This window comes from uncultured Pigmentiphaga sp. (genome assembly GCF_937950555.1).
GTDB lineage: Bacteria > Pseudomonadota > Gammaproteobacteria > Burkholderiales > Burkholderiaceae_B > Pigmentiphaga.
Genome location: NZ_CALFCW010000072.1, coordinates 54406 through 80212, shown reverse-complemented (window position 1 = coordinate 80212; position 25807 = coordinate 54406). Strand labels below are relative to the sequence as shown.

23 protein-coding genes are annotated in these 25807 nt (G+C 65.4%); 2 read left to right on the top strand and 21 right to left on the bottom strand.

The genetic code is table 11. The features are described from left to right. Positions 1–8 precede the first annotated feature (8 nt). The 8 genes from Q0319_RS18210 to Q0319_RS18175 all read right to left on the bottom strand — a co-directional run bounded on the left by Q0319_RS18210 (position 9) and on the right by Q0319_RS18175 (position 9409). Positions 9–1517 (bottom strand): hypothetical protein, encoded by a 1509-nt coding sequence (locus Q0319_RS18210; protein WP_296464143.1) that lies wholly within the window; start codon positions 1515–1517, stop codon positions 9–11. Between the two features lie 62 nt (positions 1518–1579). Continuing rightward, entirely contained in the window at positions 1580–2164 is a 585-nt protein-coding gene (locus Q0319_RS18205) for a type 4 pilus major pilin (protein WP_296464141.1), read from the bottom strand. An 8-nt stretch (positions 2165–2172) separates the two neighbouring features. Then, complete coding sequence (locus Q0319_RS18200; RefSeq protein ID WP_296464139.1) at positions 2173–3276, bottom strand: general secretion pathway protein; 1104 nt, start codon at positions 3274–3276, stop codon at positions 2173–2175. Continuing rightward, positions 3273–5144, bottom strand: coding sequence for an ATPase, T2SS/T4P/T4SS family (locus tag Q0319_RS18195; RefSeq protein ID WP_299454955.1), 1872 nt, complete (start codon positions 5142–5144; stop codon positions 3273–3275). Before Q0319_RS18195 ends, Q0319_RS18200 begins: the two co-directional genes overlap by 4 nt. A 30-nt stretch (positions 5145–5174) precedes the next feature. Then, complete coding sequence (locus Q0319_RS18190) at positions 5175–5696, bottom strand: hypothetical protein (RefSeq protein WP_296464134.1); 522 nt, start codon at positions 5694–5696, stop codon at positions 5175–5177. Next, the gene (locus tag Q0319_RS18185) at positions 5689–6999 is read right to left on the bottom strand and encodes a hypothetical protein (RefSeq protein WP_299454952.1); all 1311 of its coding nucleotides are present in this window, start codon (positions 6997–6999) and stop codon (positions 5689–5691) included. The genes Q0319_RS18190 and Q0319_RS18185 overlap by 8 nt, the downstream gene beginning before the upstream one ends. A gap of 10 nt (positions 7000–7009) precedes the next feature. Beyond that, entirely contained in the window at positions 7010–8617 is a 1608-nt protein-coding gene (locus Q0319_RS18180) for a hypothetical protein (RefSeq protein WP_299454949.1), read from the bottom strand. Positions 8618–8620: 3 nt separating this feature from the next. Further along, positions 8621–9409 carry a TcpQ domain-containing protein gene (locus Q0319_RS18175; protein ID WP_299454946.1) on the bottom strand — a complete coding sequence of 263 codons (789 nt, stop codon included), beginning with the start codon at positions 9407–9409 and terminating at the stop codon, positions 8621–8623. A gap of 158 nt (positions 9410–9567) precedes the next feature. Between Q0319_RS18175 and Q0319_RS18170 the strand changes: the two genes are divergently transcribed. Then, positions 9568–10311, top strand: a complete 744-nt coding sequence (locus tag Q0319_RS18170) for a metallophosphoesterase (protein WP_296464127.1) — start codon at positions 9568–9570, stop codon at positions 10309–10311. Between the two features lie 7 nt (positions 10312–10318). On the opposite strand, the gene ugpQ is transcribed toward Q0319_RS18170, so the two are convergent. From ugpQ to Q0319_RS18135, 7 genes are all read right to left on the bottom strand, one after another. Further along, on the bottom strand, positions 10319–11095 hold the full coding sequence (gene ugpQ, locus Q0319_RS18165; RefSeq protein ID WP_299454944.1) for a glycerophosphodiester phosphodiesterase: 777 nt from the start codon (positions 11093–11095) through the stop codon (positions 10319–10321). Beyond that, a complete protein-coding gene (locus Q0319_RS18160; RefSeq protein WP_299454942.1) occupies positions 11092–12552 on the bottom strand; it encodes an extracellular solute-binding protein in 1461 nt (486 codons plus the stop codon). Before Q0319_RS18160 ends, ugpQ begins: the two co-directional genes overlap by 4 nt. Positions 12553–12599: 47 nt before the next feature. After that, positions 12600–13850, bottom strand: a complete 1251-nt coding sequence (locus Q0319_RS18155) for a D-amino acid dehydrogenase (protein WP_299454940.1) — start codon at positions 13848–13850, stop codon at positions 12600–12602. A gap of 189 nt (positions 13851–14039) precedes the next feature. After that, complete coding sequence (locus Q0319_RS18150; protein ID WP_296469196.1) at positions 14040–15254, bottom strand: FAD-dependent oxidoreductase; 1215 nt, start codon at positions 15252–15254, stop codon at positions 14040–14042. An 84-nt stretch (positions 15255–15338) separates the two neighbouring features. Further along, positions 15339–17729, bottom strand: a complete 2391-nt coding sequence (locus Q0319_RS18145) for an ATP-dependent DNA helicase (protein WP_299454937.1) — start codon at positions 17727–17729, stop codon at positions 15339–15341. 114 nt (positions 17730–17843) lie between these two features. After that, positions 17844–19034, bottom strand: coding sequence for an acetylornithine transaminase (locus Q0319_RS18140; RefSeq protein WP_296469192.1), 1191 nt, complete (start codon positions 19032–19034; stop codon positions 17844–17846). Between the two features lie 68 nt (positions 19035–19102). Next, a complete protein-coding gene (locus tag Q0319_RS18135; protein ID WP_296469187.1) occupies positions 19103–20149 on the bottom strand; it encodes a CDP-6-deoxy-delta-3,4-glucoseen reductase in 1047 nt (348 codons plus the stop codon). Between the two features lie 32 nt (positions 20150–20181). Here Q0319_RS18135 and Q0319_RS18130 point away from each other — a divergent pair, with 32 nt between their 5' ends. Next, positions 20182–21225, top strand: coding sequence for an SDR family NAD(P)-dependent oxidoreductase (locus Q0319_RS18130; protein ID WP_299454934.1), 1044 nt, complete (start codon positions 20182–20184; stop codon positions 21223–21225). A 14-nt stretch (positions 21226–21239) separates the two neighbouring features. On the opposite strand, the gene Q0319_RS18125 is transcribed toward Q0319_RS18130, so the two are convergent. From Q0319_RS18125 to ectA, 6 genes are all read right to left on the bottom strand, one after another. Next, a complete protein-coding gene (locus tag Q0319_RS18125) occupies positions 21240–21854 on the bottom strand; it encodes a LysE family translocator (protein WP_299454932.1) in 615 nt (204 codons plus the stop codon). A 16-nt stretch (positions 21855–21870) separates the two neighbouring features. Continuing rightward, the gene (gene panD / locus Q0319_RS18120; protein WP_296467952.1) at positions 21871–22236 is read right to left on the bottom strand and encodes an aspartate 1-decarboxylase; all 366 of its coding nucleotides are present in this window, start codon (positions 22234–22236) and stop codon (positions 21871–21873) included. A gap of 147 nt (positions 22237–22383) precedes the next feature. Beyond that, on the bottom strand, positions 22384–23316 hold the full coding sequence (gene thpD, locus Q0319_RS18115) for an ectoine hydroxylase (protein WP_296467949.1): 933 nt from the start codon (positions 23314–23316) through the stop codon (positions 22384–22386). A gap of 108 nt (positions 23317–23424) precedes the next feature. Then, entirely contained in the window at positions 23425–23823 is a 399-nt protein-coding gene (locus Q0319_RS18110) for an ectoine synthase (RefSeq protein WP_296467948.1), read from the bottom strand. Further along, positions 23820–25139 (bottom strand): diaminobutyrate--2-oxoglutarate transaminase, encoded by a 1320-nt coding sequence (gene ectB / locus Q0319_RS18105; protein WP_296467946.1) that lies wholly within the window; start codon positions 25137–25139, stop codon positions 23820–23822. Before ectB ends, Q0319_RS18110 begins: the two co-directional genes overlap by 4 nt. Before the next feature lie 140 nt (positions 25140–25279). Next, the gene (gene ectA, locus Q0319_RS18100) at positions 25280–25747 is read right to left on the bottom strand and encodes a diaminobutyrate acetyltransferase (protein ID WP_299455072.1); all 468 of its coding nucleotides are present in this window, start codon (positions 25745–25747) and stop codon (positions 25280–25282) included. Positions 25748–25807 lie beyond the last annotated feature (60 nt).

Sequence of the window (25807 nt, the reverse complement as noted above, 5' to 3'; positions counted from 1 at the left end):
GATCTCTCCTAGTATTTGCAATAGACCTGGGCGATGGCCTTGGCCTGCCCGCCCAGCGCCGTCCCATCGAAATCGAGCAGCTGCACCTGCCACGCCGTGCCGGCATCGAGCGCCTTGCGCGTAAATGACGCCCCCTTGGAAGACTCGATCTGGGGCAATAGATAAATGAGTGGCACTCCGCTGGCGGTGCCGAGGCGTCCGCACGTGGGCTTCTGCACCAGGTCTCCCGACCCGACCACCTGGCTGCCCGTCATGACGTAGCTGGAAAGCAGATCATCGGCGCGCATCCAAACCCCCAGGCGGCACACCAACCCCGTCCCGGTATCCGCATCGGTGGCGAAAGCGCCGTTGGGCGTACAGGCCGTCCCGTTCGAGGCGATGGCGGCCAATTCCCGCCAGGCTCCCCCTACGCACACGAGTAGGCCACCCGCGGCCGTACGCGCGAATTCGGCGTTGGCCCCAGCCTCGGGCGACATCAGCGGAGCGCAAGGCGTATTCGCAACCGCCACCTCGCGAACGCCCAGCCGTGCCGCCGAGACGCCGGCGTGGCCGACGAGGTCACGGCCGGAGACAGTCAAGGCCACGCCATCGCCGGTGGCGACGACCATCTGCCCTGCTGCGACCCGAATGGCGGGTTGGGGATCGGCCGCATCGAACACGGACCCCCGGTCTGTGACCAACCCGAGCGCCCCCATGACCCGCTGGCTGGCAATCACGCCCGTGGCAGGGTCTATGCGCACGACCGCACCGTTGTCGGCCTGGAACAGCCCTGTCTTCGTCTGCAGCAGGCCAGAGCACTGTATGGTCATGACGCCCGTGTTGCTGGCGGAGATGCAATCGCCTGCCGCTCCGCGCAGCGTGAGCGTATCGTGCAGCCGAACGGCCCCCTGCACGTCCAGGCCGCCTCGTAGGTCGGGGTTGCGGGTGTCGCGCATGCGCACGAACTGCTGAAAGAGCGTGGTATCCAGGCTCGCCAACGCGCCTACCGTGCCGGCCGCGGCGCCGAGCGGATTGGCAACAGTAAAGGTGGCGCCCCGCACCACGGAGGGCTGCCGGCTATATGCCGCGCCGCCGAACCCTCCGCTCGCCATGACGACCTGTGCCAATAGCTGGTCGTTTGCCTCGGCGGCGCCCGGCGGCCTGAGCGGAGTCGTCGTATGGACCAGGGCATCCATCCGGCAGCCCGCGCCCGGGCATGCCCCGCTGCGCTCGATGCGAATGGCAACGTCTTGGTTGAACGGCGTGCGGTCCGGGAACGAGGCCTGCAACATGCCAGCGGCCCGCAGTTCGCTCAGGGTGGGGGCCAACGGCGCCGCCACGCCAGGAATGTCCTGCCCGCTTGCCAGGGCGTCGTAATGCTGGACGAGATAACCATCCAGCGCACCCTTGACGGCGAGCAGATACGTCCCGGTGGCGTGCGCCGCGGCATCGTCGACTTCCTGCATCAGGCGGCCGGCCGCGAGCACCGCCAGCACCATGGCTATGCTCGCGGCCACGGCCACTTCGACCAGCGTCACCCCCCGCTGTCGCGCGGACGCGGCACGACGACGTGTTCCGGCCAGCCTCTCCATCCCCTGCCTCAGCGCGCGGTAAACGAAAACGTATTCGTGTCGCCGCTCGTGCAGGCTCCGTCCGCGCCCACCGCGTCGTAGACGCCCGCGGCGTTGCCTGTCCCGGGCTGCTTGACCGCACTGCCGTTGATCACGATGCGCTCTGAGACGCGCTGCATGACGGCGGCCAGCCCGGGGCACGCGGCCTCGTTGACTTTGTCCAGCGTCAGCTCGAAAGCATCCCCCGCGCTGGTCATCGTGCCGGCAGCCAAGACAATGCGGCCGTCGCTGGCGCCCAATCCGTGGCGCACGATGGCCGCTGCCCCCGCACCGCTGACGGTGACGACGCTGCTGCCGCGCAACGCGTTGGCCAGCTGCACGATCCCGATGCCTGCGTAGGGCGTCGTCCCCAATCCCTGGCTCGACGCTTTGGTCCGGGCGATGAAGCGCTGCAACTCCTGCGCCACGGCCGGTACCTTGTTCTCGATGATGTACCCGTTGATGGCCGGAATGCCCACGATCGCAGCGATCAACACGATGGCTGCGACGATGGCGACTTCCACCAAGGTGAAACCTTTCTGGCGATGCAGGGAGACTCGGAAAAAGCGACGCATTGGATACCTCATCGGCTGGAGTAATAATTCGTCAGGGACGTCCGCATTTCCTGGACGACGCCCATGTGCCAGAAAACGATGGACAGCGCCGTTCCTACGGACGCCAAGAGCAGGATCCAGCGCGCCGCGGCGGCCTTGCGCGCCACCTGCCGCAAAGACCGCTCCACGAGCCGCTGCCTCGTCTGTTGCAAGGCGGTGTCCATGCCTCGCGCCGCGATGAGGTCGGTCAGGAACCATAGGGTTTCGGCGTCGACGATGCCGGTATCGAAGGTCGAACTACCGACCCGCCCATCGTCGATGTTGGCGATCATCCGTTCCAGGTGCCATCGGCGCCACGGCGTCGCGCCTTCTACCTGCAGTTCGAGCGCTTCGCGCAATGCCGTGCTCACGTTGCCGCGCCGCTTGACCATCGTCGCAAGCGATGCCAGGAAACCGATGCCCTGGAGATCCCGATACAAGCGCCACACGAACCATCGATCCAACACGTGCCGGAGGCGTCCCGTCAGATTCGGCAACGACCATGCCACGAAATAGATCGCAAGGCCCAGGCACACGACGAAAGCAAATAAATGTGCCTGCACGAACTCGGCGAATGCATACAGCTTGCGCGTCAACCCTCCAACGAACTCGGCGGGGAGCATGCCAAATGCGCGCTTCAGGCGCGGCACGGTGAACAATGGCACCGCTACGATCATCCCGAAGGTGACCAACACTGCGGCGAAGGCCACGGACAGCGTGCTCACGAGCGTCCTCCTGGTTTCCTCGACCAGGCGCGTCAACGCTGCCACATCGCGCAAAGTCTGTTCGAGCGCGCCGCCCCCGCCCCGTTGGGCCATCCGGATCAAGACGAGCTCATCAGTGGGCAAGGTGGACCGGAAGGTCTCGTACAGGTCGCCCCCACCCTCCTGGTAGCGTGCGGCCCAATGGCCGGAAAGCACGCCGCGCGGGTGACGCCCATAACGCCTGGCGTCGTCGAGGAATATGTCCCGCAGCGTCTTGCGGCCGCTGCTGGCTTCCATGATGTCGGCAAGGTAGTCGTAGTAATCCGCCCGCATGGGACGAAAGCATCGTGCGGCCACGCTCACGCGCAACCCTTCGAGCGAGGGCATCATGATGCGGCCCCCCGCCCTGAGTCTCGCCGGCGCGAGAGCAGCGCGGGCACCCGGCCCGACGCCAGCCGGCGCCTTCGCATCGGGCGCCTCGCCGCCGCGCCGGCATGTTTCGCCCGCATCTGCACCGTCTCGAAACTGACGAATCTCGGCTCGATGTCGCGCGGATCTATCCAACCCTGGGATGCCTTGTAGATGGCGCACTCCATGGCTGTCTTGCCCGTCATGTCGGGGTGGTCGAACGCCGTGCGTCGCCGATACCGGAAGTAATCCCGCAAGGCAAGCGCATCGGCATCGCGTACGAGACGCAGAAAGTCGTCATCGACGGCCGGATCGATCATCTCGGCCGCCACCGTGCGGCCGGCATATCCTTGCAGCTCGGCGAGCCCGGCTTCCTTGCACGATGCGCAACCCGCAGGGTTGCGCACCTTCAGGCGGCCAATATCGAGCCCGTACAGTTCCTGCAGGCGACCGGCATAGGCCCTCCACTCGTCCGGCGATCCGTCCTCCCCGCCTCTTCGTTCGAACAGGGAAGACAGGGGCAGCGCGCAGCGCGGACACAAAGTGGGTAGCAAAGTCTGGTAAATGAGCAGCTTCAGGATGCCCGGCGTGGACAGCAAACGGCGAGACACCCCGATGAATTCGGAAGCCAATCTGTCCGGGATCAGGGCCGCACTGCCGGCATGCGTCGTCGTGTAGAGATTGCTGCCCGAACTGGCAAGATCCATGAAGGCCCTGCCGGTAGAGCGATCGCGTATTTCGCCGATCAGCAAGTCGTTCATGGCCGACCGCTTGATCGTCTTGAGCTTGGCATCGAATTCGTTCGACACGGTACCGTCGAGCGAGCGGCTCACGCTGTTCTGCAGTGCGTTCGGGATCAGGTACTCCACGGGATCCTCGAGCGTGATGACCTTGCGGGTGGGCGGGATGGCCGCCATCATCGAAGCAATCGTGGTCGATTTCCCCGATCCCACCACGCCCGCCAGCACGATGGCCCCGCCCTCCGCCTTCAGGGCACGCTCCATGGTCTGGATTTGCGAGGGCAGATACCCCAGCTGCGCGAAGTCCCTGGGCTGCTCGGTCATGTCCATGCGCAGCAGGCGCATCGTGACCGACGCGCCCGCGTCGGTAGCCAGCGACGCCCAACGCAGCATGTACGCCCCGCCCTCCACCTCATGCAGAATGCTGCCCTGCTGCTCTGTCATGGGATCGAACACGGCGCCGTTTCCGCCCTGTATGTCCATGTACGCCACGGCAAGGATTTCCATCAGGGTCGAGGTATGCATGCCGCGGAACCTCTCGGGCATCACGTAGCGGCCGCCAACCGTATACCGGATCTCGGATTCAGGGTGGGCCATCCTGACGTTGAAATGGATGTCGCTCGCGCCGTGACGGACGCCCCATGCCACGATGTCGTGGAACGCTGCAGCCATGGAGCTCTTGACCGGGTCCATCAGGACCCTGCGGCGGGAACGCAGGGTCTCGCCCGTAATCTGGCCGCGCACGATGGACAGCAATAGCGTGGCATGCACGACCACCCGCGCAGGGCGTGCCAACGTACGCCCGCGCGCCCGCACCATGCGCTCGAACTCCTCGATCTGCTCGCTGCGGACGTAGTCATCCACGGTGAATAGGGCAATCTCGCCAGTGTCCAACTCGACGGGGCAAAATTTGTTGAGCAGGCTGCCTAGGTCGAATTCGGTGCGCAATGCCCGCTTGAATGCAGGGGTCATGCGTGCAAGCTGATCCCGGTTGTCGATCCGGGCGAAAGGCGCCGAGAGGGCGTCGATTTCGCCGGCAAACGCCCCGTTTGCCGGCGTGGGCGAGTGCTTGATCGTACGCAGTCGCGTACGGGTAGCGGATATCAACATGAAGCCTCCTGTGGGCGATGGCCGCTGGCGTCACGGGCGGACGGCGGGAGGAAGTGCAAGCATGGGGAGCATGGGCGGCGGAGCCTGGGCCGGTGTCGGAACAGGCGGGGCGAGGCCCGGCGGACTGGGCAGCGATGCCGACGGGTCGAAGCACGCCGACCTCTGCACCGCGCCCTTGCGCAGGTATATGCACCCTTCTTCGATGCGGTGCAGCCGGTAGTCCGAGGAGGCGGACGTCGCACCGAAAGGCAAGTCGCGCCCCTGGCGATATACCTTGGGTTCACCGTTGACCAGGACCACCGCGGTCAGCGCACCGCGCAAGCCGTAAACGGCTGAAAGGACGAGCTTATCCGGGCGGCGCGCGACCTTGGGGGGCTGCGCGCCCTCCCCGCCTGCCCCCCGCCGCGCGCGTTCGGCCGCCAACGCGCGCTCGGTATCGAGCCTGAGCATTTCGCGAACCTTGTCGAGATCCGCATCGCTCGCCCATGCAAGCGGTCCATAGGCGGCCGCAGACGCAAACGCGGCCAACGCCCATGCGATCCTCCTATTCATGCGCATAGAGCACTCCAGAAATACCGGCCATGAGCTGGCTGCGGTTCAATGCAGGTTCGACGGAAGGGTCCACGGATAGCGCGACGGATCGCCATTCGACCTGGCCTGCCAACGTACCGGGCAGCAAGAACATCGAACGTAGCGGCCCTTCGAGTGTCACCGTCCGCTCGACGAGGGCCGGTAACGACGGAGGAACGGGAAGCGGCACGCCGCGCTCGTCGCGCGGAGCCTCGACGCGCACTGGCGCCGCTTCTCCCAATGAGGCGGCGCTCAGGAGCGGCAGCAAGCGCTGCAGCGACGATATGGTTTCACTCTCGTGTTCGGCGCTCGTCTTGAGACGGGAAACATCCAAGGGACGGCCAGTGACAGAAACATCGAAGCGGGCAACCACGCCATCCATGGGTTGCCATGCCTCGCTCCACCCCTTAGGGCGGGAAGCCAGGAAACTGGCGTTGGTGGCGAGCCGGTGGATGCGGCCGTATTTCGCCCAGCAGGACCAACCGCGGACCGCGTCACGCTTGCATTGCGCCGAAGCGAGCCGCCAGCCGCCGATTTCCACGGGCAGGTCGACCAGTCGGTCGAACAAAGCGCCCCAGTCATGCTCCGCATCGACGCGGACGCGGCTGCGGAAAGCCTCCCATGCCTGCGACCAGGCGGCCTCGGGATCGACGGCCAGCGGTTCGACCGCGCGACCGGAGCGGCTTGCGTGCCAATCCCAGACGGCCCTCAGTAAAAACGCTGCTGCACAACCGATTACCGCCACCGCGACGGGACGAGGAATCCCCGGCAGCGCCCAACCGCAGGACCGAAGGCGGCACTCAGCCGAGGACTCGCTCATCAGTGCAGCGAATGGCATGGCGGGGCTGTCCAAGTCCAGCGCTTCCAGCACGGTCAGCGCATCGCCGTGACGCGCCGCGAGCTCGTCGATCGCCGCCAGCGCTTGTTCTGCCGTTGCATAGATGCGGTCGGAGTTCGTGAGCACCTTGCCGGACTGGGCAGCGACGACCCACACTCTTCCGTCGGGCAAGGCCGCCCGCAGCGCGACCACCCCATGCGGATGCTCCGCGGCAAAGGCCAACGCGCCGCTATGGAACAGCTCGGCTTCCTTGCGGTCGGCCCGCCCCAGCTTGACCACGCCTACGGCCTCTGAGTGCGAAGCATGCGCATAATGCGAGGCCTTGGTTTGCTTCGCCTTCTGTCTGGCGCGAAGGTCGAGCCGGCTACCGAGGATGGTATGCCAGCGCATGCCAAGCACCAGCACGCGATCATCGTTGCTGAACCGAAGCAATACGTAGTCGTTCATGCTCCGGCCCTCAGAATCCTTCTTCGACCTGGGCCGTGATCAGCACCACGGTATGGCGCCGTTCGCGCGCGGTTTTTCCCGACCCTCCCAGGACCAGGGGCGCGCCTTCGTCGAGCCTGCGCTTGTCGTATTGGTCCTGCGAGCGCTCGAAGCCGGAAATGAGCACGGGCTGCCCCGGCCGCAACTCCACCTGCTGCACCGTGCCCATGCCGTCGATGGTTTTCTGCTGCAGTTGGACCTGATTGCCGTTAGCGCCGAAGGTGAGCGTCTTGAGCGGTTGCGCCACGGTATTGTCATACGCGATGGTGAGCAGGATCTGGCCATCCTCCTGCGCATCCGGAATGACGGTGAGGAAAGAGCCGACCGTTTCTTCTTTCTGCGTGACCGAAGGCGCCGTAGAGGTGCCCGCTGAGGAAGCCACCGTCGTGACCTGGACCTGGTCGATATAGGTGAAGGTCGTGCGCACGGCGTGGGTAACGGGCCGTCGGTTCAGGGTCTGCAGCGGTACGGTAGTCCGCCGGGTAATGGTGGCCACCTCGCTCAACGCTTTCAGAACGAGCGCCGTGCCGTCCCAGCGTCCTCCCGTGATCGAGACGCCCAGTCCGGTTCCGGCGACGTCCGAAACGAGAGACTCAGGGCTCCCGCCCTGCAGGGCGTCGCGCGTGCGCCGGTAGACGAGGCTCCAATCGATTCCATGTTCGCTTTGGTTCTTGGCCACCAGCTCGATCTCTTCGAACATCAGGCGCACGCGCCTCGTCAGCGCCTTGTTCTCGCGCTCCAGGAATGCCGCAACCCGATCGAGCGCATCGGGGGTGTCGGTCACGACGATGAGCCCCGATGCATCACCATTGGCTGCGATGACGCCCGCGCGAGTCATGAAAGGCTCGAGCTTGCTCTTGATGGATGCGAGCGCGTCGCTGCCCCCCGCCTCGATGCGCGTGGATGAAGCGCTCTCGAAGGCACCGGCTCCTCCGCCACCAGTGCGGCCCAGGGTGGCGGCAGCCGTGGCCTTGAGCGTGAGAGCCCGGACGTTGAACACCCGGGTTTCGGTACGGTAAAAGACAATGGCGCCGGCCTCGTATTTCCAATAAACCCCAAGCCGGTTGGCCGCTAGGTCGAGCAGGCGCGGCAAGGGATGCAGGCCGGAAGGCAGTGTGAGCCGGGAGGCTGCCGGAAGCGTTGCGGCGCCGGCTGCGGGAGTGCTCAGCCGAGGCAGAAAAGCTTCGTACGGCAAGAGCGCCTCGGGCTGGACGCGGACCTGTATGCCGGTGGCAAGCGTCACTTGCTCGCCCAAGGTCTGCAAGTCTACTTTTCCGCCGGGAAACATGATGGCCGTCTCGACCGATGCGCGCAGCGGCTCGGGCAATGCAACGTCCCGGGCCAGAGGCTGGGGCTTTCCGGCCAGCCACGGGCGCGCGACGTCTTGTGCAAGTAGCTTGCGGCGCGTATCCACCACCGCATGCTGGAAACCTACCTGGGCGCCAGCTATGCTCTCCGCCGCGCGGGCAGCGGCATCGTCGATCTTGCGCATGGCTTCGATTTGCGCACAGCCGCACAGCGCGGCAGCCGCCATCATGCCGGCCCTCCCTAGCGAACGCGCGAAAAACGATGGCTTCATGGCCTACCCCTGGCGCGCCGCCGCAGGCGCCGTCCGGTCGCAGGATTCTGCGTAGGGAATGACGCGCAGCACTCGATTGGAGTAAAAGCACGGCTGCAGCGGACGCCACGACAACTCGGTCGAGGCCAGCAATTCGCGCACCGCCGACTTGAAATCGGTGCCCAGCCGGGCGGCCCCCACCAACGGAATATCGACGTCGACCGCCCAGTGCTCGTCCTGGAACGTCCAGCCCGCCGCTTTGGCCCAGCGGGCCAGCGCCTGGCGCATGGTACGGTCCGCCGGCGTGGCCTCGTACAGCGAAGGCGGCTGCACGGCCGCCGGCCTGGAACGCGCATCGCCCGCGACGTCCGCATCCGCGGCAACACGGGCGCGGCCTGCCGCCCCGGGAACCGGCGTCCGCTCGGAAAGTCCGGGTGGTACCTCCGCGTCGAAACCTCCCCCTTCGCTGCGCGGCGCCCGCCCCTCGTAGCGGACGCGTGCGAACACGTCGCCTATGCGCAATGTGAAGTCCCGCGCCGTGCCCGACACCACCGCATAGCCGCCCTGCCACGCCACGGCCGCCAAGCGGGCCTCGTGCGGGGCACCCGTGAATATCGCAGGTGGCAGCTGGCCCACCCGGAACTGCATGTAGGTCCGCTGCCCATCGTCGAAAACCTGCACCGGCGCGACCCGCCTGTCTCCCTCGACGCGGTAGGTGAAGTCATACTGGCTGCGGGCGGCCGCCCCGTGCGTGGCTTGCCCGGCCCGCTGCGCCAATGCGACGCCCGAGGCCAAGGCGAGAAAGACGGACACGACGACTCGACACGGATGCATAATGAACCCCCGGCAAAGCGTCGCGGACGGCGCCGCGACCAGGGCTGCATCGTGCCGCATGCGGCAAGGCGCGAGTAGCGTGTGAACTACGTACGTAAGGCCGCATTTGTCCTGCCCCAGCCAAGCTACCGAATCCCATGCGCATCCGAGTCCTGTCCGACCTCCACCACGAACACTTCGGCGGAAACCGCCCCCTTCCCAACGTCGATGCGGACGTGGTCGTCCTCGCCGGCGACATCCATAGCCACGAGCTGGGCATCGAATGGGCGGCGCACGCCTTCGGCAAGACGCCGGTGGTCTACGTCCCTGGCAATCACGAGTTCTACTCGGCCCACATGGGCAAGCTCGAGCGCAAGATGCGCGAAACGGCCCGCCGCCATGGCATACATTTCTTGGTCAACGAAGCGGTGGAATTCGAAGGCGTGCGCTTTCTCGGCACGACGCTCTGGGCCGACTTCGCGCTGTACGGCTCGCCGGCCGACGAGCTGGCCCAGGCCATGGCCGTACGCCTGATGCCGGATTTCAGCTGCATCGACACAGACGCCGGCCGGTTCACGCCCGACGCCTGCATCGCCCTGCACCAGGTGGCACGCAACTGGCTCGCCGAGCAACTTGACGCCCCTTACTCAGGCCGCACCGTGGTCGTCACCCACCATGCGCCAAGCGAGCGGTCGGTACCAGAACAATACAAAGGCAACCAACTATCGCCGGCGTTCTCGTCCAGGCTCGACGATTTGGTAGCCAAGGCAGATCTTTGGATACATGGCCACACGCATACCTGTTTCGATTACCACATCGGCAAGGCGCGCGTGGTCGCCAACCCGGGCGGCTACCCGGGCGAGAACGCGGACTTCGATCCTGAGCTGGTGGTGACGGTCTGAACGCGCGTCAATACAGGTCGACGCCGACGATGTCGTAACGATCCGTACATATCGCGTCGACCCCCCAGGAAAACAGCTCCCTCGCCCGGTCTGGGTCGTTGACCGTGTAGCACATGAGGCCATAGCCGGCCTCTTTGATGCAGCGGGCGAGTGCCGCATCGAGCATATCGTGGCGGCAGTGCAGCGATACGCATCCCAGGGCTTGCAGTCGCGCCAACCAATCGGCAGGAACGCCTTCCACCAACAGGCCGCGCGGGACGTCCGGCGCGGCGTTGCGCGCCGCTGCCAGGGCTTTGGCGGAAAACGATGAGAACAGCGGCAGCCGGGCGGGATCTGAAGTGTCGGCGAAAAGCTCCCGCACCATCTGCCCGACCACCTGGCCGGTATCGACGTCATGTCCCGCGCGAGGCTTGATCTCGATGTTCATCCAGACATCGTGCTCCCGCAGCCACTGCACCACGTCTTCCATGCGCGGCACGGGCTCACCTTCGAACCGCGGATGGAACCACGCGCCGGCGTCCATGCGCGACAACTCTTCAGAGTCGAAGGCGCCGACGTCGCCGTGGCCGGGGACGGTGCGCCCGAGCTGCGTGTCGTGCATGAGGATGGGCACGTCGTCGGCGGCAAGCATCACGTCGAACTCCACACCCCGGATTCCGCGCGCATGGGCTTCCCGCATGCCCGCCAGGGTGTTCTCGGGAGCCAGGACACCTCCGCCGCGATGGGCCAATATCCGGGGATACGGCCAGCGCGCTGCGGAAACGACGTTGGCCGAAACGCTCATTTTTTCGCGTTCATCACTGCCGCCGCCCGCGCCACGGCATCGTCCAGGCCTTGCTTGGGAGGCTTGATGCCATTCCAGACGGCATTGAGCTCGCTGTCGATGATGCTCACCACGCGGCCATAGTTGTTCAGGCGAAAGCCCCGGGTGAACTTGGCCGGGGGATTGGCCATCGCGCGCACCACGGCTTCGGCGCCGGGAATGTTCTTGTAGAACGACACGCTCGAGGCCCGGTAGGCAGCTTCGGTCAAGGGCAAGAAGCCGGTCTTCTGGTGCCACTCTGCAGCCACGACGGGCGTGGCGAGATAAGCGATGAAGGTCGCCAAGGCTTTTTGTTCTGCCGCGGAATGTCCACCCAACGCCCAAAACGCCGACCCTCCGACGAAGGGTGTGCTCGGTTGCGAGGCTTCTTCCTCGTAGTACGGCAGCGGCGCAACGCCGTACGAGAAATTGGCCTTGGCCTGCACCTGCGCCAAGGCGCTGCTGCCGCTGGTAAGCACGGCGCACTCGCCCGAAACGAAATGCGCATCCGCCTCGTCCCGGCCAGAGCGTACCGGGAACAGGTGGCTGCGCACCCAGCTCATCATGAGCGCAAGGTGCCGCACGTGCAGCAGGTCATTGGCAAGCAGATGCGCGCCGTTGGGGCCGTCCAGCCCGTTGTTGCGGGTGGCATAGGCCGTGTTGTGCATGGCGGAAAGGCTTTCCACGTGCACCCAGGTCTGCCAGCTGGTCGCATAGGGGCAGCTGACCCCGCTCTGCAAGAGGGCGAGCAAATGCCCTTGCATTTCCCGCCAGGTGCGCGGCGGGACATCCGGGTTCAAGCCGGCACGCCGGTAAAGGTCGCGGTTGTACAGATAAATGGGAATGTCGGCCATCCACGGCAACGCCAGCAGCCTTCCCTTGGCATCGCGCATGGTGCTGGTGGTTTGCGGGAGGAACCAGCGCAGATCCTTGATGGGATATTTGGCCAGCAGTTCATGCATGGGCAGGATGGTGGCGTGCCGCGCGATGAACTCAGGCGAGCGATTGTCGGGCAGCTCGACCATGTGCGGCGCACGGCGGGCGCGAACGGCGGCAATGCCGTCCTCGATCAATGCTTCGGTCGATGGCTTATGCACGGCTTTGACGGAGAAGCCGTGCTGGCCGGCATTGAAACGCTCCACGAGGGACTCGAACTCCGCGGCCTGCGGCGGGTTCATGGTGTGCCATACTTGAAGCTCGATGGGGCCGGAAGGAGCGGCTGCCGCAGCGGCGGCCCCGGCAGCCGCTGCGGCAGCGGCCCCCGCTGCCGCCTTCTTGGGCGCGGATGCTGGTTTCGCGGACGCTGGTTTTTTCGCGGCCGCCTTGGTATTGCCCTGCTTGGCCGGTTGCGCCGCCGAGGCCCCCAGGCTGCTCAAGGCCAAAACGCTGGCGGCGAAAACCGATACCCACCATTTCGACCAGCGTTTGTTCGGCTGCATCAATCCCATCTCCTGAAACTTCTCAAACTTCACAGGGGTACACAAATTCACAAAAAGGGAAAATCGACCTCGGGCCGGCGGCCGCAGATGAGGTCGGCAAGCGCTTTCCCCGAACCACAGCCCATGGTCCACCCCAACGTGCCATGGCCGGTGTTCAGATAAAGATTGGGCAGGCGCGTGCGTCCTATGAGCGGCACGTTCGACGGCGTGGCCGGGCGCAGGCCAGACCAATACGAAACGTTCTCCAAGTCCACGGCCCCGGGGAAGAGTTCCCGGGTCAAGGACGTCAACGCCTCGCACCTCGCGGTGTTCAGAGCCCGCGAGTACCCGCTGAGTTCCGCGGTGCCCGCGACCCTCAGTTTGTCGCCCAGCCGCGAAAATACCACTTTATTCGCGCTGTCCGTCAGGCTGACGGTAGGCGCGCGCGAGGAATCAGTAACCGGGTATGTCGCCGAATATCCTTTGGCTGGATATACCATGCAGGGCACGCCCAACGGCCTGACCAGCTCCGGCGTGAAGCTGCCCAACGCCGCAACGAACACGTCGCCGTGAACCTTGCCGTACCGGCCCTGTTCGTCGATGACTTCCACCGCCTTCACCCAGCCGCCTTCGGCGAGCAAGCGCGTGATTTGGGTTGAAAACCGAAACTCTACGCCGGCCGCGGCCGCTTTCTCTGCCAACGCCGTCGTGAACTGGTAGACGTCGCCGCTTTCGTCCGAGGCCGTGTAATCCCCGCCGACGATGCGATGGCTTTGCGGAGCTAGCGCCGGCTCCAATGCCACGAGCTCTTCGGTGCTGAGGATGCGTCGGTCGACTCCGAACTCCCGCATCAAGTCGGCGGCCTTTTGCGAGGCATCGAACTCCGCCGCATCGCGATAGAAGTTGATGATGCCTTTCTCGAGGTGATCGTAGCGGATGCCGAGTTCGCTGCGCATGGCTTGCAGCACGGAGCGGCTATACGACGCCATGTTGACCAGTGCCCGAATGTTGCGGGGCAGCCGGCCAGGTAGGCATTCACGCAGGAACGCCAGGCACCAAATCCACTGATGCCAATCCGCATGCAGTCGAAACAGCAGGGGTGCATCTCCCCTGAGCAGCCAGCGCGCCAGCTTGAGGGGCGCTTGGGGATTGGCCCAAGGTTCGGCATAGGAAACCGATATCTGCCCGCCATTGGCGAAACTAGTCTCCCGGGCTGCGCCGGGCTGGCGATCGATGACCGTCACCTCATGACCCGATTGGCGCAACCACCATGCGCTCGACGTGCCGATGATTCCGCTACCCAATACGACGACTTTCATTCTTGCTCCTCGGGCCCGGCGGCCCGGTCCGTCTTGGCGCCGCCCCGGCAGGGGGCACAAAGCGTAAGTGTATATTCCCGCCTACAGCGCCGTGTACCGCTCCCTCGGTCAGGCGGCCCCTTTCCACGTCCTGGAGAGCCGAATCGAACGGATACACCGTGGCGCCCCCGGCATGGGACGCATCCTCCATCAGGCGGCTTGGATCGGGCGGGCAGGGTCACCGACAACGGCCTTGTCGGGCGACTGCCCAGACTGCATCAAGCGACGAGCCGCCATATGGTCGACCGGGGAGTTGACCGACTCGATGGCCCGCAAGCGCGTACCCTCGTAATGCAGGACCGAAAAGCCGTTGCCGCGTGATGCAGGCCGCAGGACACTCTCGCAGCCGGGCCGCCATAGGCCGGTGATCTGTAGGCGCGCCTCGCCTTGGTCGGACCAAAACCATGGCACTGCGGCGTAAGGCTGCGGCTCGCCGCATAGCCGCGCGGCCAAGGCCTTGGCCTGGTCATTGGCATTCTGCACGGACTCGAGCCGAAGCCGCTGGGGCCAGTCGGGATGCGGAAACGCAACGCAGTCTCCGATGGCCGAGATGTCCGGGTCGGTCGTAGCCAGGGTGGCGTCGACGACGATGCCGTCATCGCAGGCGAGGCCGGCGTCCCGCGCCAAGTCCACGTTAGGCGTGGCGCCGATGCCGGCGATGATCACATCGGCCGGCACCGACACGCCGCCCACGAGGACGCCCGTCGCCCGTCCCTGGGCCATCTGCAGGCCATCCACCATCGTCCCCAGGCGGATGTCGACCCCGGCGCCGCGATGCGTGGCAAGTAGAAAGTCCGACACGGCGGGCGATACCGAACGCGCCAGGAGGCGAGGCATCGCCTCGAACACCGTCACCTCCTTACCCAGCTGGCGTGCCGTGGCGGCGATCTCCAAACCGATGAACCCACCGCCCAGCACGACGATGCGTCGTGCCTGGGCGAGCGCATCCCGCAACGCCTGGGCTTGGTCGTAGGTGCGCAGATAGTGGACGCCCGGTGTGCCGACCGGTGCCTGGGGCAGTTCGCGCGCTTTCGCGCCGGTGGCCAACACCAGGTGATCGTATGCCAATTCACGCGGCCCGTCGGGCGCGACCAGGCGCAGCACCTTGCGCGCGCGGTCTATGCCTTGCACACGCGTGCCCAGCCTCAGCTCAATCCCAGCTTGCTCGTAGAACGCGGCGCCCCGCAGCTCCGGCAGGACCGCTTCTGGATCCTTGATCAAGGTCTTGGACAAAGGCGGGCGATGGTAAGGCAGATGCACCTCGTCGCTGATGAGTGCGACTTGGCCGGGGAAGCGCTTCTCGGCCAGCGATGCGGCCAACTGGGAAGCGGCATGGCCGCCGCCCACGATCACGAGTCGGGTCATGGCGTTGAAGTCTTGGATCGACGCGAACGGTCGTTCGGCGCTCTCGCGTGCATTGTAGCTTGGCGGTTCGAACGGCAATTGGACTCAGCCGCCTGGCCTGGGTTCACGCGTCCCCGCGCACTCCCGGCTCGGTCCCGCCACGCCACCCACGCGCCACCACGTCGGCAATAGTCTTCGGATGTCTTGCCTGCGATAGCGATCGTCGATCAGCATCACCATTCCCTCGTCCTGCTCGGTGCGGATCACCCTGCCGGCCGCCTGCACCACTTTCCGCAGGCCGGGGTACAGGTAGGTGTACTCGAAACCGCGGCCGAAACGCGCCTCCATGACCGCGCGCATCTTTTCGTTCACCTCATTGACCTGCGGCAGGCCCAGCGTGGCGATGAACACGCCGATCAGGCGCGAACCGGGAAGATCCACGCCTTCGGAAAACGCGCCGCCGAGGACGGCGAAACCGACACCCCGGCCACCTTCGACGAACCGGGCGAGAAATTCCTCGCGTCCGCCCTCGTCCATTTCCGGCGTTTGCTCCCACACCGGCAAGTCGCCCGCCTGCGCCCGCAGACCGTCGGACAGCCTGCGCAGGTAATCGAAACTGCTGGCGAAAACCAAGTAATTCCCGGGACGCGTCGCATATTGCTCGGTGATGAGCGAACCGATGAGCGGGATCGAGCGCTCTCGGTCGTGGAAACGCGTGGACACATGCGCCGCGATCCTTACCGACAACTGCTCCGACCGAAAGGGCGAGCCAACCTCCAACCACCCTGCATGCCCTGGCAGGCCAAGCATGTCCCGATAGAAGTCGGGTGGCCCCAACGTTCCGGAAAAAAGTACGGTGGCTCGCGCCGCCGCATGGCGCACAGCGAGGAACGGCGCCGGCACCACGTTGCGCAGGCTAAAGGTGGATGAGGCCGGCCGCCCCTCGCGTGCGTGCACAAGGCGCACGTCGAAGAGCGAGTGATCCCCGAACTGCTCGGCGAGCCGGGTGAAGTGCAGCGCGTCGAAATAAAACCGTTGCACGGCCGGGTCCATGCCCACCGGCATCTCCGCGAGATAGTCCGTGACTGCCGCCGTCGCCTGCTGCAGCGCTGCGAGCCAGCCCGCCGGGACGGCCGGAAGGGACTGGTAGGAGGCGGAGTGCAGGCGGTTCCACGCCGACCAACGCCGCTCGAGCGCCCCGAGCGGCCTGCGCAATGCCCCCGGCGCGGCGGCGCGTGCCGCTTTCAGCGCAGCCTGGTCCAGCGATGCGCTGTACATGCCGCGCGCGCGTTCAATCAGGTTGTGGGCCTCATCCACCAAGACGGCGACCCGCCAGCCACACATCGCGGTCAAGGCATACAAGAGGCCGCTACCGTCGTAGTAATAGTTGTAGTCGCCCACGACGACGTCACTCCAGCGCACCAGCTCCTGGGCCAGGAAGTACGGGCATACGCCGTGTGCCAGCCCCAGCCGGCGGACGCCGGCGCGATCCCACGTGCCGCCAACGGCAACTGCCTCCGCACGCGCGGCCGGAAGGCGATCGTAGAACCCCCGCGCCAAAGGACAATCGTCGCCATGGCAGGCGCGGCCGGGATTCTCGCAAGCCTTGTCGCGAGCCACCAGTTCCAGGGCGCGAACAGGCAGGGACCCGGCGGCGCTGCGCAAGGCATCGATCGCCCCCAGCGCCAGTGCCCGGCCGGACGTCTTGGCCGCGAGGAAGAACACCTTGTCCAGTCCGTCTCCGGCGCAGGCCTTCAACGCAGGAAATAAGGTGCCAAGCGTCTTGCCGATGCCAGTGGGAGCCTGCACCATCAGCGCGCGGCCGTCTCGGGCGGCGCGATAGACTGCCACGGCGAGCTCGCGCTGGCCGGGCCGGAACTGCTCGTAAGGAAAACGCAATCCCGACAGCGCCGCGTCGCGCGCTTGCCGGTGTGCACGTTCCGCCAGCGCCCAGGCAAGAAAGTGCTCGCATTGCTCGCGGAAAAATGACGCCAGGTCCGCCGCCGCGTACGCCTCGCTCAGTACGGTCTCGCGCTCGGTGGCGATGTCGAGGTAAACCAGCGCGACGTCCAGGTTGGATAGTCCACGCGCGGCGCACAGCAGATGGCCGTACATTTTCGCCTGCGCCCAGTGCAGCGCACGCCGGTTGGCGGGCACGGCCTCGAGCCGGCCGCGATAGGTCTTGAACTCTTCCAGGCGGTTGGCGACGGGATCGTATCCGTCGGCGCGCCCGCGTACCAGCAGCTCGCGATACGCGCCTGCGAGGACGATTTCGGTTTCATATCCAGGCCCCCGGCGCTTGGCAATCAGGACATGGCCGGCCTGCCCCTCCTGTGCCGACGGAGAAGGGGAAAAGCGCAAGTCGAGGTCGCCCTGCCGCGCCGTGAACTCGCAAAGGGCACGCACGGCAACCACGTAAGCCGGCGCCGAGCCGTCCGGCAGGGGCGCCGATTCCAGGCCGTCACGTTGACCGTCGGGACGAATACGCGCATTCATGCCCGCAGGAATGGCCGGGCCGGCGCACGGCGTCGCGCCCGGCGCAGGTACTGTATATTCATACAGCCATGATAGCAGGGGCCGAACGACGCGGCCCCGATGCGCGCGGCAAGTTTACTTGCGCAGGGTCGCCAGAATGCCGTCCAGGAGTTCGAGCATCCGGTCGATCTCGGCTTCGGTCACATTTAGGGCGGGCATGAAACGCAGCAGGTTGCCCCGCGGCGCATTCAGCAACAAGCCTTCCGGTTCGAGCATGCGGGCGCGCTCGACGATGGCTGGACCGTCTTCGCGATCCATGATCAACGCGCGCAGCAAGCCATTGCCCCGTTCGCCGGGCATGTTCCACTTGGCGGCCAATGCAGCCAGCCCTTGCGAGAGGTATTGCCCCCGCTGGCGCACCCCCTCCAGGAATCCGGGCGCGGCCAAGGCGTCGAACACCGCGACGCCGATGGCGGTCATGAGCGGGTTGCCGTTGTACGTGCCGCCTTGGTCTCCGTGCTTGAACACGCAGACCTCCTCGCGCGCCAGCAGCGCCGCCAGGGGCGCGCCGCCGCCTATGCCCTTGCCCAGCGTCATGATGTCGGGACGGATGCCCGCCTGCTCGTAGGCGAACATCGTGCCGGTGCGGCCCATGCCGGTCTGCACTTCGTCGACGATGAGCAGCAGCTTGCGCGCATCGGCCAGCTTGCGCAGGTTCTGCAGGAACTCCGCGGTCGCCGGGATGACGCCACCCTCCCCCTGCACGGGCTCCAACATGATGGCCACGGTCTGGTCGTCGATCAGCGCCTCCACGGATGCGAGGTCATTGAGCTCCGCCTTCGGGAAGCCATCGACTTGGGGCGCAAAGAGCGTGCTCCAACCTGGCTTGCCGGACGCCGACATGGTGGCCAGCGTGCGTCCGTGGAAGCTGTGATTGAAGGTGATGATCTTGTAGGCGCCCGGTTTGTGCACTTGGCCCCACTTGCGCGCGAGCTTGATGGCGCCCTCGTTGGCCTCGGCTCCGCTGTTGGCGAAGAAGACGCGATCGAAGCAGGAAGCCTTGGTCAGGCGCGTGGCCAGTTCGATGGACGGCTGGTTGTAGAACGCCGGCGACGGATTGAGCAGCAGGCGCGCCTGTGCCTCCAGGGCTTTGACGACTTCCGGCGGGCAGTGCCCGAGGCAATTGACCGCCCACCCCTGTATGAAGTCGAGATAGCGCTTGCCGGCATGATCCTCCAGCCACGACCCCTGCCCTCGGATGAACACGAGGTCCGGACGCTGCGTGATCTCCATGAGGGCGTTGACGTTGAACTGGCCGAATTCCATGACTCAAACTCCTTGCGTGCCCGGGGGGCGAAAATGGATGACCCGCCGATGCGGCGGGTCGGTAAACATTACACCGTGTTGCGCGCGATGTCTGCCTCGGAAGTGAAGGCATCCGCGTAAAACTCGTCTTCAGGCAGGCCGCACTGTTGTACAAAATCCCTATGGGCCGATTCGACCATGACGGGGGCGCCGCACGCGTAGACCTGGTAGCCCGACAAATCCGGAATGTCTTCCATGACGGCCTTGTGCACGAAACCCGTACGGCCCGCCCAACCGTCCTCCGGCAAGGCGTCGGAAATCACCGGCACGTAGCGGAAGTCCGGGCGGGTACTCGCCCATTCGCGGGCCGCTGCGTCCATGTAGAGGTCGCGCGGGCGACGCCCTCCCCAATACAGGTGGACCGGACGCCGGATATCCTTGTGGATCATGTGCTCTACCATCGCCCGGATCGGCGCGAAACCCGTGCCGCTGGCAAGCATGACGATGGGCTTGGCGCTTTCCTCGCGCAGGAAAAACGAACCGAACGGGCCCTCGAAGCGCAGGATGTCCCGCTCCTTCATCTGGGTCGGGCCGACGCCGAAGACGTGATCGGTAAAGGCTCCACCCGGAAGATGGCGGATGTGCAGCACCAGTCCGCCCTCTTCGTGCGGCGCGTTGGCCATGGAATAGGAGCGGCGGCGACCGTCCTTCATGATGATCTCCACGTACTGCCCCGCGTTGAAACGCAGCTTTTCCGTGGCGGGCAACTGCAGCCGGACGATCTTCACGTCCGGCGCGGCGTCCGTCAGGCTCTGCACACGGCAAGGCAGCTTGCGGATGGGAATGTCGCCAATGCCGTCGACTTCGCGCACTTCGATGGTCAAATCGGAGCGCGGCTTGGCGACGCAGAACAGCGCCCATCCCTGGGCGGCCTCCTCCGGCGTCAGCGTCTGCGCTTGATGCGGTCCCAGCTCGATCTCGCCGGCGACCACCTTGCCCTTGCACGACGAGCACGCGCCGTTCTTGCAGCTATAAGGCAACATTACGCCTGCCTGCAACGCTGCATCGAGCACGGTCTGGCCTTCCTGGACCATGAACTGATGACCGCTGGGCAGTACGGTGACCTGATGACTCATCACCCGGATCCTATAAAAACGGTGGAAATACGATGAACTTCCCACAGCCCGCGAGAACCGCGCGCCTGGGCCGCCCGCGTCTGTTGATCGTCGGCTGTGGCGACACGGGCCTGCACGTCCTGGAACGGCTGTCCGGCCGGAAACGGGTTTTTGCGCTCACGTCCAGCCCCGAACGGCTGTCCGAGCTCCGCGCCGCGGGCGCCATTCCGCTGCTGGGCAATCTGGACTGCCTGCGGCAGCTCGGACGCCTGCGAGGCCTCGCCACCGACGTCCTGATGCTGGCGCCCCCGCCCGGCCAAGGCGAAGACGATCCGCGCTCCCGGCGACTGGCTGCCGTCTTACGGCGCCCAGCCCGGAAAGTGCGCGCATTGCCGGCCCCGACGGGCCGCGGCACCCGTCCTGTCCGGCATCCCGACATTGTAGCCAAACCCGCGACAGGGCCGCGCGAGCGAGTTCGCCGGCCGCTCACCCTCGTCTATGCCAGCACGACCGGCGTCTACGGCGATGCGCAGGGGCGCCGGCTGACGGAAACGGCGCCGTTGCGACCAGCCTCGCCGCGCGGGCGGCGCCGCGCCGCGGCCGAAGCAGTCTGGCGCGCCATCGCCCCCTCCCGCGCGCGCTCCGCCCACCTGGGCCTTGCTCCGTGGCGCACCGTCGTGCTGCGCATTCCCGGCATTTATGGCCGAGGCCGGCTGCCCCTGGAGCGACTGCGCACAGGGCTGCCGTGCCTCGTGCCCGAGGAGGACGTCTACACCAACCACATCGAAATCGGAGACTTGGCGCGCATCCTGGAATGCGCGTTGTACCGGGGCCGGCCACAACGGGTGATACACGCGGCGGATGGACAGGATTTGAAGATGGGCGACTACTTCGACGCAGTCGCCGACGCTGCCGGCCTGCCACGTCCGCCTCGCCTGCCAGCTGCGCAGGTGCGCGCCGCAGTGCGTCCTGCCATGTGGTCATTCATGCAGGAGTCGCGCCGGCTGGACACTCGCCGGTTGCGCTCCGAATTGCGCGTCCGCCTGCGCCACCCTTGCGTCGGTCATGCGCTCCGCAACTGGTTCGGCGCACGATGACCGCGGCGCCGCGTTCACTCCCAGACAATGCGGATGGCGAGGAACAGAAAGATCAGGCCCGCCAGCCGGTCCAACCAAACCCCAACGTGCGGGCGGCGCCGCAGCAGCTGCCCCACCAACCCGGCAAACCAGGCGATCAGGCAAAAGACCACTGCGGCCTGGACCATGAAAATCACGCCGAGCCACAGCATTTGCCAATCGGGATGGCCGGCCCAGGGATTCACGAACTGCGGCAGGAATACGAGGAAAAAAAGCGTGACCTTCGGGTTGAGCATGTTTGCCAGTACGCTCTGCCCGAAAATGCGCGCATGGCTCAAGGGCTGCGGGCCGCTCGTAGGCGAAAAACCGCCCCGGTTCCGCAGCACCTGCACCGCCAGCCACAACAAATAGGCTGCCCCGGCCAGTCGAATTGCATCGAAGGCCATGGGCGAAGCCTTGAGCAGCGCCGCGACGCCCAAGACCGCCAGTGCGGTATGGAAAAGACAGCCGGAGGCAAACCCCAGCGCGGCAGCGATGCCCGCGGTGCGGCCCTGGCTAAGCGAACGTGCGAGTACCTGGAGATTGTCCGGCCCGGGGGCGATCGTCACGCCCACTGACATGGACAGGAAGAGCAGCAAATCGGCCTGCATCGAAGCCTCGGCAGGCTCAGGACTTGCGGATCACTTCTTTGATGCGGTTGTTCTCGTCGACCAGCACGACGACGGGCTTGTGCTGTTCCGCCTCTTCGTCCGTCATCGGACCGTAGGTGCAAATGATCAACAAATCGCCCACCTGGGCTCGACGCGCCGCCGCGCCATTGAGCGAGATCTCGCCGCTGCCGCGCTTGCCTTTGATAATGTAGGTGGAAAAGCGCTCGCCGTTGTTGATGTTGTACAGCTCGATGCGCTCGTACTCTTTCATGCCCGCGGCATCGAGGAAGTCCTCGTCGATACCGCAGGAGCCTTCGTAATTCAGGTCGGCCTGAGTCACCGCGACGCGGTGAATCTTGGCGCGAAGCATGATGCGTTGCATAACGTGGGATGTCCTAGGAAGCGACCGCAAACGGCCAGGTGCGTTTATACCCGATCCGGACCGGTTGGCTCCAACGGCGGCCCGCTTCCCCTGTACCTGCGGCAAGGGCGCCCGAAGACGCCCCTGCCGGCCGATGCGAGGCGGTCGTCAGACCGACCGCAGATAGCCCGGCTCGACCGGCTGGATGGGAGCGAAACTCTCGCGCGTGGCGATGAACTCCGGCCGCGGGTTCAGGCCGTACCTGGGACTGTTCAGGGTATTTTCCACGCTGTTATACACCATGAACACATTGGCCCGCGGGTATGGGGAAATGTTGCTGTTGGAACCGTGCATGAGGTTGCAATCGAAAAACACGACCGAGCCCGCCGGTGCCGACAGCACGTCGATGCCACCTTGGTCCACGAGCAGCTGCAGGCTGACCGGATCCGGCACCCCATACTCCTGCTTCTTCAGCGACTGCTTATAGTGATCCTGCGGAGTCTCGCCCACGCATGACACGAATTGGCGATGCGACCCCGGCACGACCATCAGCGGACCGTTGGTGGGATTATTGTCGGTCAGCAGCACCGAGCAGCTCAACGCCCGCATTGCCGGCATTCCGTCTTCGATGTGCCAGGTCTCGAAGTCCGAGTGCCAGTAGAACTCTTTGCCGTTGAAGCCGGGCTTCATGTTGGCGCGCGATTGGTGGATGTAGACGTCCGAGCCGAGGATCTGCTTGGCGATGTTGACCAGCCGCATGTCCTGCGACAGCCGACCCAGCAGCTTGCTCAGCTTGTGAACCATGAACACCGAGCGCACCGCATCGCTGCCCTTCTCGGTGATGGCCTCCTCGCGGCGCCGGATGGCGGGGTCTCGCACCAGGCGCTCGACCTCGTGCAGGAGCGCCTGCGTCTCTTGGCTGGAGAAGAAATTCTTGAGCAGGATGTAGCCGTTGCGCTCATAGCTGCTCAGTTGTTCAGCATCCAGCCCCGTTCCGGGCTCCGTCTTGGCGCTGCCGTAAACGACCGGGTCGCGGCGCTGGACGATGCCAGCCGCGCGATCGGCCCGGGAAGAATAAAGGTCTCGTGCGGGAGTAATCATGTTTGCCCTCCTGTTCTCGTAGGCGGCCGCCCTCACCTCGGGCGGACCGCTCGTCATGGGGAAGCCGGGCGGCGCCCGGCCGACGCGCCATTGCGGCGCGCTCTGCCCTCAGGCGGCCTTTTCCTCGACCAAGGGGTAAACGCCGTCGGCGTCGTGGACTTCTTGGCCGGTCAAAGGCGGGTTGAAAACACATATGACGCGCAGCGGCTCCTTGCCGCCCCGCAGGTAGTGCTCGTCGTTCTCGTTCAGCGCATACACCACGCCGGGTTCGAGCTTGTACTTCTTGCCGTCGGCGACCGTCTCTATTTCGCCATCACCCTCGATGCACCAGACGGCTTCAAAGTGATGCTTGTACCAAATATGCGTTTCGGTACCGGGATGAATGATCGTCTCGTGGAATGAAAACCCCATGCCGTCCTTTTTCAGCAGCACGCGGCGGCTGGTCCACGTCGGCGTGGAAACTTCGTTCTCGGTTCCTATGATGTCCTTGACATTCCGTACGATCATCGTGCTTTTCCTCCAAACTTCAACACGCGGGCGTTGGACTGCTTCTGGCCAGGCCGCTCTGCGGCAACCACCTCGGCAACGGCGCGGTCCAGCACCTCCAACGCTTGCTTCAGCAAGCTTTCTTCGATGGTCAGCGGGGGCAGCAGCTTCAGCACTTCGTCGTTGGCACCGGAGGTTTCGATGACAACGCCGTGCTTGAACGCCTGGGCGGCGATCTTGTTGGCCAGCCCCGGCACGCCGCTCACCAGCCCTTGGATGAGCCCTCGCCCGCGAACCGACAAATCGGCGTCGGGATGGTTGTGCACCATGTTCTCGAGCCAATCGCGCACTAGCGTTTCCTTGGCCTGGATCTCGCGCGTGAAGGCATCGTCGCGCCAATAGTGCTCGAGTGCCTGGCGAGCAGTGATGAAGGCAAGGTTGTTGCCCCGGAACGTGCCGTTGTGCTCGCCCGGTTTCCAGACGTCCAGCTCCGGCTTGATGAGCACCATGGCCATGGGCAGGCCGAATCCGCTCAGCGACTTCGACAGCGTCACGATGTCCGGCTGGATGCCCGCCGACTCGAAACTGAAGAAGGTTCCGGTGCGGCCGCAGCCGACCTGGATGTCGTCTACGATCAGAAGCATGTCGTAGCGGCGGCACAGGCGCTGCAGCTCGCGCAGCCAGCGCAGCGTGGCGACGTTCACCCCGCCCTCGCCCTGCACGGTTTCCACGATGACGGCGGCGGGTGCATCCATGCCGCTGCTCCGGTCTTCGAGCATGCGCTCGAAGTACGCCATGGTGTCGACGTCGGGGCCGAAATACCCGTCGTACGGCACGAAGGTCGTATTGCCCAGGCTCACGCCGGCCGCGTCTCGATACTTGGCGTTAGCCGTGGCGGACAACGAGCCCGAGGTGACGCCGTGGAAGCCATGCGTGAAGGAAACGATGTTGGAACGCTGCTTGACCCGACGCGCGAGCTTGAGCGCGGCCTCCACCGCGTTGGTACCGGTCGGGCCGGTGAACTGGAGCGTGTATTGCATGCCCCGCGGCTGGAGAATGAGCCGTTCGAACGCTTCGAGGAATGCCTTCTTGGCGGAGGTGGCCATGTCCAGCCCGTGCACCACGCCGTCTGCCTGGACGTAATCCAGCAGCGGCTGCTTCAGTGCGGGATTGTTGTGGCCATAATTGAGGGTTCCTGCACCGGCGAACAGGTCGATGTACTGCCTGCCTTCCTCATCGAACAACAAAGCTCCTCTGGCCTTGCTGAACACTACCGGAAACGAGCGTATATAGCCGCGGACTTCCGATTCGAGGCGGTCGAAGATCTTGAGATCCATAGGTATTCCCTCCTGTCTTGCTTATGCTTAAAACGGTGGGCCGACGCGGTACGACACCGGCGGCAGACGCGAGGGCATCCAGCCAGTTACGAACGGCCCCGCGGAGTACGGCCGGGGTTAGGGCTACGCGCGCCCCAGGCCTAGAACGGACCGATGCGCAGCAGCCTCTCCTCTTCGTGCCCGCTTTGGCCGAACAATTCGGGCGGGAACATGGGCTGCTCGACGCATTCGGCGCCGCGATCCCTTGCCAGCGCCGCGAACATGCGCCGCGACGGCAGGTTGGATGGAGATACGGTCGTTTCGATGCTGCGTATGGGTTGCGGCAACGGCCTGGCAAGAAGATGTTCGATCATGCGCTGCCCCAACCGATGGCCGCGCGCCGCGGGGTGAACCGCAACTTGCCAGACGAACAACACATTGGATTGATTGGGCGGGATATAGGCAGATACGAAGCCTGCCAATTGCCCTTGCCGGGTGGCCACGACGCACGTGTCGCGAAAGTGCCGGCACAGAAGGAGATAGGCGTAGATGGAATTGACATCCAAGGGCGGCGATTCTCGGACCAGCCGCTGGATCTCCGAGGCATCTTCGACTTCGGGCGGCCTCAGATCGAAGTTCTCCAGGGCTGGGTTGAAAACCGCAGGTTGGATGAGCGTGTCGTCGATCGC